Annotated in this window: 11 protein-coding genes and 1 pseudogene; 7 read left to right on the forward strand and 5 right to left on the reverse strand. The window is 69.5% G+C overall.

Annotation, left to right across the window (positions count from 1 at the left end; all coding sequences use genetic code 11):
• A pseudogene (locus WBA97_RS36445) lies at positions 1 to 938 on the reverse strand (hypothetical protein); the annotation flags it as partial.
• A 95-nt stretch (positions 939 to 1033) separates the two neighbouring features.
• Here WBA97_RS36445 and ahcY point away from each other — a divergent pair.
• Positions 1034 to 2524: an adenosylhomocysteinase gene (gene ahcY / locus WBA97_RS36450; RefSeq protein ID WP_424235578.1), complete on the forward strand. Its 1491-nt coding sequence runs from the start codon at positions 1034 to 1036 to the stop codon at positions 2522 to 2524.
• A gap of 57 nt (positions 2525 to 2581) precedes the next feature.
• Here the strand turns inward: ahcY and WBA97_RS36455 are convergent, their stop codons facing one another.
• Positions 2582 to 3151, reverse strand: a complete 570-nt coding sequence (locus WBA97_RS36455) for a YdeI/OmpD-associated family protein (RefSeq protein ID WP_424235579.1) — start codon at positions 3149 to 3151, stop codon at positions 2582 to 2584.
• On the reverse strand, positions 3141 to 3926 hold the full coding sequence (locus WBA97_RS36460) for an META domain-containing protein (protein ID WP_424235580.1): 786 nt from the start codon (positions 3924 to 3926) through the stop codon (positions 3141 to 3143). The genes WBA97_RS36455 and WBA97_RS36460 overlap by 11 nt, the downstream gene beginning before the upstream one ends.
• A gap of 56 nt (positions 3927 to 3982) precedes the next feature.
• On the opposite strand from WBA97_RS36460, the gene WBA97_RS36465 reads away from it, so the two are divergent.
• A complete protein-coding gene (locus WBA97_RS36465; RefSeq protein WP_424235581.1) occupies positions 3983 to 4738 on the forward strand; it encodes a DUF1266 domain-containing protein in 756 nt (251 codons plus the stop codon).
• Positions 4739 to 4748: 10 nt separating this feature from the next.
• Positions 4749 to 5381, forward strand: a complete 633-nt coding sequence (locus WBA97_RS36470) for a dTMP kinase (protein WP_424235582.1) — start codon at positions 4749 to 4751, stop codon at positions 5379 to 5381.
• Between the two features lie 3 nt (positions 5382 to 5384).
• On the opposite strand, the gene WBA97_RS36475 is transcribed toward WBA97_RS36470, so the two are convergent.
• Positions 5385 to 5864 (reverse strand): VOC family protein, encoded by a 480-nt coding sequence (locus tag WBA97_RS36475; protein WP_424235583.1) that lies wholly within the window; start codon positions 5862 to 5864, stop codon positions 5385 to 5387.
• 182 nt (positions 5865 to 6046) lie between these two features.
• Here WBA97_RS36475 and mtrA point away from each other — a divergent pair, with 182 nt between their 5' ends.
• The 3 genes from mtrA (at position 6047) to WBA97_RS36490 (ending at position 10347) form a co-directional block, all read left to right on the forward strand.
• Positions 6047 to 6724: an MtrAB system response regulator MtrA gene (mtrA, locus tag WBA97_RS36480; protein WP_075123969.1), complete on the forward strand. Its 678-nt coding sequence runs from the start codon at positions 6047 to 6049 to the stop codon at positions 6722 to 6724.
• 132 nt (positions 6725 to 6856) lie between these two features.
• Positions 6857 to 8599 (forward strand): MtrAB system histidine kinase MtrB, encoded by a 1743-nt coding sequence (gene mtrB / locus WBA97_RS36485; RefSeq protein ID WP_424235584.1) that lies wholly within the window; start codon positions 6857 to 6859, stop codon positions 8597 to 8599.
• Positions 8596 to 10347 carry an LpqB family beta-propeller domain-containing protein gene (locus tag WBA97_RS36490; protein WP_424235585.1) on the forward strand — a complete coding sequence of 584 codons (1752 nt, stop codon included), beginning with the start codon at positions 8596 to 8598 and terminating at the stop codon, positions 10345 to 10347. The genes mtrB and WBA97_RS36490 overlap by 4 nt, the downstream gene beginning before the upstream one ends.
• A gap of 75 nt (positions 10348 to 10422) precedes the next feature.
• Here the strand turns inward: WBA97_RS36490 and WBA97_RS36495 are convergent, their stop codons facing one another.
• Complete coding sequence (locus WBA97_RS36495) at positions 10423 to 11040, reverse strand: ComF family protein (RefSeq protein WP_424235586.1); 618 nt, start codon at positions 11038 to 11040, stop codon at positions 10423 to 10425.
• A 523-nt stretch (positions 11041 to 11563) separates the two neighbouring features.
• Between WBA97_RS36495 and hpf the strand changes: the two genes are divergently transcribed.
• The gene (gene hpf, locus WBA97_RS36500) at positions 11564 to 12226 is read left to right on the forward strand and encodes a ribosome hibernation-promoting factor, HPF/YfiA family (RefSeq protein ID WP_424235587.1); all 663 of its coding nucleotides are present in this window, start codon (positions 11564 to 11566) and stop codon (positions 12224 to 12226) included.
• Positions 12227 to 12274 lie beyond the last annotated feature (48 nt).

A 12274-nucleotide genomic window follows, 5' to 3' on the forward strand; every position in this document is an offset into this window, starting at 1 on the left:
ACGTACAGCACCCGGCGGGTCCATGGCCCGAGGAGCCTGCGCGGCCACGTGCCTGCCCGCCCCGGCACCGCACCACGCGGGTCGTCAAGGAGCACCACGCCCGCGAGCGCCACCACCAGCAGGATCAGCGCGAGCGTCCACAGCGCGGCGGGCAGCGGCTCGGCGGGCATCGTGAACGGGCCGCCGAGGGGGAGCAGCGCGACCGTCGCCAGCGCCGCCACGAGGTGCAGCGCGCGCAGCGTCGGCGTGTCGGGGTCGGCGACCAGGTTCGAGCCCGGCAGCTGGACCCGGGCGTTCGGCGGCGTCGGCGGCGGGTTGCCCGGCGTGGCACCGGCGTCCACCTCCCACGCGACGCAGGAGATGCGGTGCAGCACGTAGATCGTCAGCAGCACCGGCACGAGCCCGATCGCCTGCCGCACGAGGTAGGTCTTCCGCAGCCAGTCCGGCACCGTGCCCGCGAGACAGGGCGAGCCGGGGGCGAGGCACTGCGCGGCGACCAGGTCGAGGCTCACCACCGCGGCCTGCGTCACCAGCAGAACGGTGAGGAGCACCGCCGCGAGCCGCAGTAGCGTCCGGCACGCGACGCCCAGCCCGCGCGCCACGCCGTGCCCGCTGGGGATCGGCGGCAGCATCCAGTGCGCGACGTTGGCGAGCGCGAACGGGAACAGCAGGGCCCACGCCGCCTTGGCCCAGCCACCCGAGGTCATCCCACCCCAGGAGTAACCCTCGACTACTCTCGGTATCGACTGCCCCTCGGCACGCAGCATCGGCCCCGGTGCGGGCCGCAGCAGCCGGTCGGCGGGCTGGACGATCCGGCCGAGCCCGTCGCCAGCGACGTCGACCGCGGCGACCGAGGAAACCAGTGACTCCGGCCTGGTGCCCATCACGCCGTGCACACGCAGTTCGACCACGCGGGTGTCCGGCCCAGGGGGGAACAACCAGGTCCTCCTTCTCGGCTCGACGACCACTCCAGTCGTTCCATTGAGGGCAACGGTAGTGTTCTGGAGGCAATTCAGTTTGGAGGATGCAGGGGATGACCGCAGTAAACACCCAGGACGAGACCGTTACCCGATACTTTCGTACGGTTGGCGACCTGGACTTCGCGGTGGCAGATCTGTCGCTGGCCGAGTTCGGGCGCAAGGAGATCCGCCTCGCGGAGCACGAAATGCCGGGTCTCATGGCCTTCCGGCGTGAGTATGCCGAGGTCTACCCGCTTCGTGGCGCGCGGGTTTCCGGCTCACTGCACATGACCGTGCAGACCGCTGTCCTCATCGAGACGCTGGTCGCGCTGGGCGCCGAGGTGCGCTGGGCGTCCTGCAACATCTTCTCGACGCAGGACCACGCGGCCGCCGCCGTCATCGTCGGCCGACACGGCACGCCGGAGGAGCCCAAGGGCGTCCCGGTGTTCGCGTGGAAGGGCGAGACGCTCGAGGAGTACTGGTGGTGCACCGAGAAGATGCTCACCTGGCCGGGCGGTGTCCTGCCGAACATGCTGCTGGACGACGGCGGCGACGCGACCCTGCTGGTGCACAAGGGCACCCAGTACGAGGCCGCGGGCGTCGTGCCCCAGCCCGAGGACAACGACCCCGAGGAATGGAAGATCATCCTCGAGACGCTGCGCAACTCGCTTGCCGCTGACAAGGAGAAGTGGACGCGCACCGGCCAGGAGATCATGGGCGTCACCGAGGAGACCACCACCGGTGTGCTGCGGCTGTACCAGCTGGCGGCCGCGGGTGAGCTGCTCTTCCCGGCGATCAACGTCAACGACTCGGTCACCAAGTCGAAGTTCGACAACCGCTACGGCATCCGCCACTCCCTGGTGGACGGCATCAACCGCGGCACCGACGTCCTCATCGGCGGCAAGGTCGCGGTCGTCTGCGGCTACGGCGACGTCGGCAAGGGCTCGGCGGAGTCGCTGCGTGGCCAGGGCGCTCGCGTCATCGTCACCGAGATCGACCCGATCTGCGCTCTGCAGGCGGCGATGGACGGCTACGACGTGCAGCGCCTCGAGGACGTCCTCGACCGCGCCGACATCATCATCACCACGACGGGCAACAAGGACGTCGTGATGGCCGAGCACATGGCCAAGATGAAGCACCAGGCGATCCTGGGCAACGTCGGCCACTTCGACAACGAGCTCGACATGGCGGGCCTCGCCCGCTACCCGGGCATCAACCGGATCAACATCAAGCCGCAGGTCGACGAGTGGGTCTTCCCGGACGGGCACTCGATCATCGTGCTCTCCGAGGGCCGCCTCATGAACCTCGGCAACGCGACCGGCCACCCGTCGTTCGTGATGTCGAACTCGTTCTCGAACCAGGTGATCGCGCAGATCGAGCTTTTCACCAAGAACGAGGAGTACGACAAGGAGGTGTTCCGGCTGCCGAAGAAGCTCGACGAGAAGGTGGCCCGGATTCACCTCGAGGCGCTTGGTGGCCAGCTGACGAAGCTGTCCAAGGAGCAGGCCGAGTACATCGACGTCGACGTCGATGGTCCGTACAAGTCGGACCACTACCGGTACTGATCTCTTTCGCAGAAGACCGGCCCCCGCAGAGCGGGAGCCGGTCTTCTGCTTGCTCGGCTAGTGGAGGGTTTCGCCGCGTTCCAGCATTCCGATGAACTTTTCGATCCTTCTCGCGCGGGTTTCCGGGCGTTTGGCCTCTCCGACGCGGTAGAGGATGGCGTAGCGGTTCTGGCTGGTCAGCGTCGTGAAGAACGCCGCCGCCGCCGGGGACTCGGCCAGTGCCGCTGCCAGGTCGTCCGGCACCGTCGAGCCGGCCGGGCCCGCGTAGGCCGCCTCCCAGCGCCCGTCGGCCTTCGCCGCCTCCACCTCGCGCAGGCCGCGGGGGAACATGCGGTCCTCCGCGATCAGACGTTCCGCTGACGTTCGGTTGATCTTCGACCAGCGGGAGCGGCGGGTTCTCGGCGTGAACTTCTGTACGAACCACTCGTCGTCCACGCGGCGGGCGGTGCCGTCGATCCAGCCGTGGCGCAGTGCCTCCTCCAGGGCCTGGTCATGGTCGACCGACTCGATGCCCGTGCCCTTCTTCGCTATCCGCAGCCACACGCCCGGGGTCTCCGCGTGCTTCTCCAGCCAGGTCGCGAACTCCTGTTGGCCCGCGAAGGCCAGCTCGGGCAACTCACTTGGCATGCAATCCGATCCCCTTGCCGGACGAGTGCGTGAACGTCAGCCGGTCGGCGGTGATCTCGTACGTCACCTCGTCCCGCAGCGCGTCCGCGACCGCCTTCTCGCCCGCCATGATCTCAGGTGCGCACGCCATCAGCGTCGACGCGCCCGGCGTGAAGGTGATCGTGTCGCCCGCGATCGTGTACTCCGCCGTGTAGCCGTTGCAGTGGGTCTCCGCCACGACCTTCTTGCCGTCGAACACCAGCGTCACCTCGGGGGCACCCGCGGGCATGCTCGACGCGACGTCGCCCTCCAGCGTGGTGTCCAGCGCCCACGTCGTGCCTTCCAGATCGGGCTTCGTCTTGTCCTCCTCGGCCATGTCGAACATCGTCGTACCCGTGCGGATCGTCAGGCGGCCGTCGGTCAGCTCCCACTTCGGGGTCGCCGCCAGCACGCTTGCGACGAAGTCATCCTGGTCGTGGCGGGGCTTGTCGCAGGCCATGTCCGTCGTCGACAGGCTGCCGCCCTCGATGGTCAGTGTGCCGTCCGCCGTGTCGACCGGGCCCTGCATGATGTTGCAGCCCGCCCGCGCGATCAGCTCGCCGTCGTCGGTGAACTCGACCGACAGCTCCGTCTTCGGCGCCAGCTGTCTCGGTTCGCCGTCCTCGGTGAGGGCCATCGCGAGGAACGTCTTGCCGCGCAACGGGTCCGTTTCCTGGCTCAGTGTCTGTTCCTGGACGGCAGGCTGCGCACCGCAACCCGCCAGGACCAGCAACGACAGCACCGCGACGATTCTCATGTATAAGGGACGGAACCGGCCACCCGTGGCGTTGCACGTCACTACACTCCGGCGACGTGGTGGTCTGTGATCACGTCGAGGGGGTGGTCAGCTCCCCACAGGGGCCGTTCTACGGAGCACTGGCCCACGGCTACGCTTGTGGCGCCCACACCCCCGTGCACGTCTCCCGCCCGTGGAACGCGCTGGACGACCCCGTCCACGACTACACCGGGAACCGCGAGTCACTCGCCGACAGCTGGGGGGTGACGACCGAGGAGGACTGGTCCCGGCAGGTCGAGTACCTGCTCGGCGGCATGAACGTCGGGCCGGAGGTGGACGTGGTGCTGAACGTGCGCCGCATGGTGCTGCGCCAGCAGGGTCACTATGACCTGCCGACCTGGCAGAACGCGGTCCGCAAGTGGGCGCGGTGGCAGCTGAGGAAGGAACCCGCCGAGGTCGACGAGATGGTCCACCTCGCGGGCGTGGTCACCCGGTACGAGTCGCGGTTCCGCACCGACGGCCTCCTGCCGCACGACGGCATCGTCACCAGCGTCTTCGGGTACGACTTCGGCCGCGCCGTCAACATGGCCCGCTGGGGGTTCGGTGGCCGGTTCTGCGACTACCCGACCGCCGAGCGGATCGTCCTGCGTGCCGGGGAGCTGTGCCGCCAGCACTACACGTCGTGGGCCGACTTCAGCGCTGGCTACGCGCTCGGCAGCGTGATCCGGTTCGACGAGGAGAAGTACGGCCACCTGTACGCCGCCGTGCGCGGGCCCCACCGGCTGCTGGTGGCCGACCGGACCAGTCCCTGGTGGCACGTGCCGTTCGCATAAGGTGCGCCGGGTGGGACGACTGATCGTGATCGAGGGCATCGACGGCGCGGGCAAGCGCACCCTGACCGACGCGCTCGAGCGTGCGCTCGGTGGACGGGTCGCGCGGCTCGCGTTCCCGCGCTACGGCGTGGACGTACACGCGGACCTGATCCACGACGGCCTGCACGGCAGGCTCGGGCCCTTCGGCGACGAGGTGTACGGCATGGCGATGCTGTACGCGCTCGACCGCAGGGGCGCCGCGGCCGACCTGCGTGCCGCGCTCGACGCCCACGACTACGTCCTGGTGGACCGCTACGTGGCGTCCAACGCGGCGTTCGGCGCCGCCCGGCTGCACCAGGACGCCCGAGGCGAGTTCGTGCGCTGGGTCCGGGACATCGAGGTCGACCGGTTTCGGCTGCCGGTGCCCCACGCGCACCTGTTGCTGCGGGTCGCGCCGTCGGTCGCGGCCGAACGCTCGGCGCGGCGTGCGCTCGCCGAGGCCGACCGAGGGCGTGACACGTGGGAGGCCGACGACGCACTGCAGGCCAGGGTCGCCGCGGTGTACGACGACCTGGCGGCCGACGGGTGGTTCGCGCCGTGGCACGTCGTGGACGGGACCATCGCGCCCGACGCGGACGAGCTGGCCAAGGTGCTGGCCGGGTAGCCGCTACGGCGCGCCGACGAGATCCCCGCCCCAGCGGGCGATCTCGGCGTCGATGTCGAGGCGGGCGATCGTCGGGTTCGCGGCCATCTCCTCGGTGATCCGGTCCCTCGGCACGAACCACGAGACCTCGAACTCGATCCCGTCCGGATCCTTGCTGTACAGGGACTTGGAGACTCCGTGGTCCGACGAGCCGACCAGCGCGCCTGCCTCGGTGAGTTTCTCCGCGAACTCGGCCAGCTCCGGTAGCGTGCCGACCGACCACGCCAGGTGGTACAGGCCGATACCCTCACCCGGCTTCACCCCATTGTCCCGGGCGCCGAAAAGGCCCAGGTCGTGGTCGTTGTCGGACTCGGCGGCACGCAGGAACGCGGCGGCCGGCATGTGGTGGACCACCGTGAAACCGAGGATCTCGGTGTAGAAGGTGACGCTGCGTTCCACGTCGCGCACGTAGAGCACGGCATGGTTCAGTCTTCGGATGCCCATTGTCCGCACCTCCACGCGTCTGAAGTTCAAGCTTCAACAATAGATGGCCGAGACCGCCTGAGGGGTCACAACCTCGGTTTTTGTGCCGCGAACTCCGTGCTTGGCGTCACTCGGAGTGGGGAAACCGGATGAACCGACCGGGTCTCGCACGAATGGGCTTCCCGAAGTGCGACGATGTAACCATGAAGGCACGTGTGCTGGTAGTGGACGACGACCCGGCCCTGGCCGAGATGCTGACCATCGTGCTGCGGGGCGAGGGCTTCGACACCGCGGTGGTAGCCGAGGGCAACCGGGCGTTGCCCGCGCTGCGCGAGCTCAGGCCCGACCTGGTCCTGCTCGACCTGATGTTGCCCGGTATCAACGGCATCGACGTGTGCAAGGCGATCCGCGCCGAGTCCGGCGTGCCGATCGTCATGCTGACGGCAAAGAGCGACACCGTCGACATAGTGCTGGGCCTCGAGTCCGGCGCGGACGACTACGTCGTGAAGCCGTTCAAACCGAAGGAACTGGTGGCCAGGGTGCGGGCGCGCCTGCGCCGCACCGACTCCGAGCCTGCCGAGATGCTGTCCATCGGTGACCTCACGATCGACGTGCCTGGCCACGAGGTCACCCGGGACGGTGTCGCCATCCAGCTCACGCCGCTCGAGTTCGACCTGCTCGTGGCCCTGGCGCGCAAGCCGCGCCAGGTGTTCACCCGCGAGGTGCTGCTCGAGCAGGTCTGGGGATACCGGCACGCGGCGGACACGCGGCTGGTGAACGTCCACGTTCAGCGGCTGCGGTCCAAGGTCGAGACGGACCCGGAACACCCCGAGGTGGTGTTGACGGTACGTGGGGTGGGTTACAAGGCTGGTCCCCCGTGATCGGACGGTGTCCATGAGCGGAGCTCGCGGCGCGAATCGTCGGTGTCCAGGCAGGTTCGGCGCCCGAGGAGGGTGCCGGGGTAGTGGAGCCCGCGGAGCGTTCCGGCGCCACGCGGCGGGCGAGGAGTCGGTGTGAAGCGGTCCTTCCGCGCGGTCGCCCGTCACGGCGCCCGCGCGGTCGCGTTCGGGCAGCAGCGCGCGGTGTACTTCGGTGAGTTGTGGCGCCGCTCCCTCCAGGTGCGGGTCGTGGTGTCCACGCTCGCGTTGTCCTCCGCCGTGGTGTTCGTGCTGGGCATGGTGCTGCAGAACCAGATCACCGACCGCCTGCTCGAAACCAAGGAGAAGGCTGCGATCGCCGCCACCCGCGACGCGGTCGTGGTGGCGCAGCGCCAGCTGTCCGGGATCAACTCGGCGGTCGACGACGTGCGTCCGCGCCTCACCCAGGCGCTGAACAAGCTGACCAGCTCGACACCGAACACCGACACGGCCAGCTCGTCGGCGGGCTCGTTCGAGCCGGTGCTGGCGAGCACGCCGCCGATCGCCGCGGACGACGCGGCCATGATCAGCGCCGGGCCGTACGGCGACGTGCCGGACAGCCTGAGGCACTTCGTGGAGAACCGCAGGCTCGCGGTGCAGATCCACACGGTCGACCGGCCGTCGGGGCGAACCACGTTCCTGATCGTCGGCGCGCCGTTCGGGTCCGCTCAGGAACCGATGCAGCTCTACATGCTGTACCCGCTGACCGCGGAGCAGTCGACGATCGGCGTCGTGCAGAGCACGCTGCTGGTCGGCGGCCTCGTGCTGCTGCTGCTGCTCGCGGGCATCGCGAACCTCGTGACGCGCCAGGTGGTCCGCCCGGTGCGCAGCGCCGCGCAGGCCGCGGAACGGTTCGCGGGCGGTGAGCTGGACGAGCGCATGGTCGTCGTCGGCGAGGACGACGTGGCACGGCTCGCCCAGTCCTACAACGAGATGGCCGAGAGCATCGAGAGACAGATCCGTCAGCTCGAGGAGTTCGGCTCCCTGCAGCGCCGCTTCACCTCCGACGTGTCCCACGAGCTGCGCACCCCGCTGACCACCGTGCGGATGGCCGCCGACGTGCTGCACGCGTCGCGGGAGCAGTTCCCGCCCGGCCTCTCCCGCTCCACCGAGCTACTGGTCGACGAACTGGACCGGTTCGAGTCGTTGCTCGGTGACCTGCTCGAGATCAGCCGCCTGGACGCCGGTGTCGAGGAACTCGTCGCCGAGTACGTCGACGTGCGCCCCATCGCGGTCCGCGCCGCGCAGGCCGTCGCCACGATCGCGCGCAACGCGGGCACCGAGATCATCCTCGACCTGCCGGACGAGGAGGCCGCCGCCGAGGTCGACTCGCGCCGCATCGAGCGGATCCTGCGCAACCTGCTCGCGAACGCGGTCGACCACGGCGACGGTCACCCGGTGCGGCTGCGTATGGCGGTCGACGACAAGGCGCTCGCCGTGACGGTCCGCGACTACGGCGTCGGCCTGCGCACCGGCGAGGCCGGCCTGGTGTTCAACCGCTTCTGGCGCGCAGACCCGTCGCGCAACCGCCACACCGGCGGCACCGGCCTCGGGCTCGCCATCAGCCTCGAGGACGCTCGCCTGCACGGCGGCGGCCTCGACGCGTGGGGCGAGCCCGTCAAGGGCGCGTGCTTCCGGCTCACGTTGCCGCGCCACCAGAGCGTCAAGTACACCGACAGCCCGCTGCCGCTCCCACCGCTGGACGCCGACATGCCATCCTCGGACATCGAGCCCCGCGAGGGTGACGCCGTGCGGGTCACCGTCGCGACCGCGTCCGAACCCGAGACCGCCGAGCCGGCTCTGGGGCCGCCGGCTCCCGTCTGGGAGGAGGCCAGATGAGACGACGCCTGTACGCCGCGCTGCTCGCGGCCGCGGTGCTGGTGCTCGCCGGCTGCGCCAACATCCCGGAGGAGTCGACACCGCACGCGGTGCGCGACGATCAGCAGCTCATGCCGGAGGCCGCCGAACGCCCGCCGACGCCGAACCTCAACGCCTTCGACCTCGTGCGCGAGTTCGTCAAGCGGTCCGGCAACCCAGAGGCCGCCGCGATGTACCTGACGGACAAGGCCAAGGAGCGCTGGCCCGCCGACAGCAAGCCCTACGTCGTCGACGACACGTTCAGCACCGTGCCCATGTCCAACGACGACCAGAAGCAGTCCGGTGGGGACCAGGGCGGCGTCGAGTCCGGGCGTGTCGTCGTGGTGCTGCGCGTGACGCAGATCGGCAGGCTCGGTCCGGACAACGCGTTCATCCCGCGGATCGGCAACCCCGAGTTCCGGGTCGGCGTGATACGCGAGAACGGCCAGTGGCGCATCGACGCCCCTCCTGACGACGTGTACGTGCCGTACTCGTACTTCAAGACCAGCTACCGCGCCGTCACCGTGTACTACTTCGACCCGGACCTGCGCATCACCGTCCCTGACCAGCGCTACGTGCCCGCCACACCGGCCGCCGGCCTGCCGGACCGCGTGATCAAGGTGCTCCTGTCCGGCCCGTCCGACTCGATGCGCCGGTCGGTGGAGTCCCCGCTCGACGATGTCGGCGCACGCACCAACGTCGTGCCCGACGCGGACGGCACGCTCGTCGTGGACCTCAATCCGCTCGGCTCCAAGACGAAGGAGCAGCGCGAGAAGATCGCCGCTCAGATCGTCCTGTCGCTGCAGACCGTCACGTCCAGCCGCCTCCGCATCAAGGGCGACAACGAGGACCTGATCCGGGGCCACGGCGACTGGCGGCTGTCCGACATCAAGCCGTACGACACCGCCACCAAGCCCGGGTCGGATCAGCAGGGCCTGCTCGTGTCCGGTGGCAAGCTCCGCACGCTGCAGGACGGCAAACCCGTCCCCGGCCCCTCCGGCGACGGCGCGTACGACATCGTCAACGCGGCCCAGTCCATCGACGGCGAGCAGCTCGCGGTCGTCACCAGGGTCGACGGCAGGCTGCGCCTGCGCGTCGGCCGCTACGGCGACGCGCTGCAGGAGGTCGCGCTGGACGCGGCGACCATGTCGAGACCGACGTGGCGCGTGTCCACCGGCGACGACCAGGACGCGAGCGAGGTGTGGACCGTCGAGGACGGCAACGTGGTCCGCGTGGTCCGCTCCGGCGACGAGACGTGGCAGTCCGTCGAGGTCAACGCGTCGGCGCTGAACGAGAACTTCGGCTCGATCACCGAACTGCGTCTCTCCCGCGACGGCACGAGGGCCGCGATCGTCACCAGCCGAGGCTGGGTCGTGCTCGCCGCCGTCGTGCGCGACAAGGACTCGGTCAGCCTCGCGCTGCCCCGCACCCTGTCGCCGACGATGATCGTCAACGCCGTCGGCGTCGACTGGCTCAACCAGCACACCCTCGTGGTCGCCACCCGCCAGTCGCAGATGCCGGTGGTCAACCTGACGCTGGACGGCCTCACGATCGACAACTACGACCCGAACAACCTCCAGTTGCCGGTCCGCTCTGTCACCGCGGCCCCGGACCGCGAGATCGTCGTCACGGACAGCGCCGCCGTGTCGGTGGTGTCCGGCCTCGGCCAGGTGTGGCACCGCCTGCAGAACGGCCAGGGCCCGAGCGCGATCCCGTTCTACCCGGGCTGACAGCTAGTCCGCCTCCCCGGCATTCACAGTGTTGGTCTCGACCCAGCGCATCCTGCGGACCGTGGGTGGTTGGCCCTAGGTGGCGGTGAATGCCAGAACTGTCACCTCCTCCGCTCCTCCATGGCGCAACGCCGCCACGCAGGCGGCGGCCGTCGCGCCGGTGGTGATCACGTCGTCGAGCAGGATGGCGGACCGGGGGGCCGGGCCCGTGCACCGCAGCCGTCCACTCAGGTTCGCCACCCGCTCGTCCTGGTCGAGGCCCACCGAGTCCCGTGCCCGGCCCGACAGCCGCAGCACCGGCGCCACCGCGGCGCGGTGGCCCGCGTGGACCAACGCGGTGGCACAGGCACGCGCCACCGCCGTCATGTGCTGGCCGTAGCGCGCGCGGGCCGCGGCGGGCCGGGACGGCACGGGCACCACGACGTACGGCCCCGCCCTGATCGTGGGCAGTGCGTGCGCGAACGCCCGGCCCAACGGCACGGACAGCTCGCGACGCCCCTTTTCCTTGTACGCCAGCACAAGCCGACGGGCGGCGCCCTCGTAGCCCGCGAGGGCGAACGCGGCGGCACCGAGGCCGGGGCGGGGCACGGCGCGCACCTTCAGCGCACCCGCGCACTCGGTGCACCAGGCGGTCGCGGGGGTGTCACAGCCCGCGCAGCGGTTGGGCAGGACCAGATCAAGTATCGAACGCATGGTCGACATGATGCACCACGGCACCGACAGAGCCCGCGCCCCGGACGGAGGAACCCAGGCTGCGGTGGGTGGCCCGGTACGGGTGTTTCAACAGGTGGGAGAAGGTGCATACCCCCTTCCGAGTGAACTTGTCCTGGGAACTCCGGGCGATCGAAGATCGTTGGTCGGATATGCGGGGCACGGGTAGTCGATCTTCGAGGTAGGCGACCGTGCCTGGTCCGGCTGGCGGAGCGCGACACGCGCGACCCGCCGGCGAGTTCCGGTGCGCGAAAGGGGGCGACGTTGCGCTCAGTAACCCCATCAGAACGCACAATTTCCCCCTGCGAGGGGGCTTTTGCAAAGGCACAACGCGAGATAACGTCTCGGCATCAGCTTTCCCGGTTTTCGCAGGGAGGAGGCGAGTAGCCATGCCCCTGGCGCCGGTGGGCCGTTGAGGTGGGGAGCCCCTCAAGCCTTCCTGGAGAGTCCAGATTCCGGCGCCGTAGTTCGCTCACTATCTCGCTGTTGGCGAGGGAGGTTGTGTATGGACATCGTCGTTAAAGGCCGCAACGTCGAGGTGCCCGATCACTACCGAGTGCACGTCGAGGAAAAGCTGACCAGGCTCGAACGCTACGACCGCAAGGTAATCCGGTTCGACGTGGAGCTGTTCCACGAGCCCAACCGCCGGCAGTCGAAGAACTGCCAGCGCGTCGAGATCACCGGCAAGGGCCGGGGCCCTGCCGTACGCGCTGAAGCATGCGCGGGCGACTTCTATGCCGCGCTCGACGCCGCCGTCACCAAGATCGAGAACCGCCTCCGCAGACTGCACGACCGCAGGCGCGTGCACTACGGACGCAGGGGCCAGACCTCCGTCGCGGAGGCCACCGCCCAACCCACCGACCTTCCCGCGCTGCCTGCGACGAACGGTCGTGCGCAGACCGCGGTGCTGCCCGCCAGAACCGAACAGGCCGTCGGCCTCCCCGAGGTGCCGGTCCAGCGCTGGGAAAGCGCTGAGGAGGACAACCTCCCCGGCCGGATCGTCCGGGAGAAAGAGCACCCGGCCAAGCCGATGACCGTCGACCAGGCTCTCTACCAGATGGAGCTGGTCGGCCACGACTTCTTCCTCTTCCATGACGCCGACGCCGACAGGCCGAGCGTCGTCTACCGCAGAAGGGCCTTCGACTACGGCGTGATCAGGCTGGTCTGACACGAAACGCGACAAGCCCCTGGGTAACGGACCCGGGGGCTTTCGCGT

This window comes from Actinophytocola sp., assembly GCF_049647105.1.
Lineage (GTDB): Bacteria > Actinomycetota > Actinomycetes > Mycobacteriales > Pseudonocardiaceae > Actinophytocola.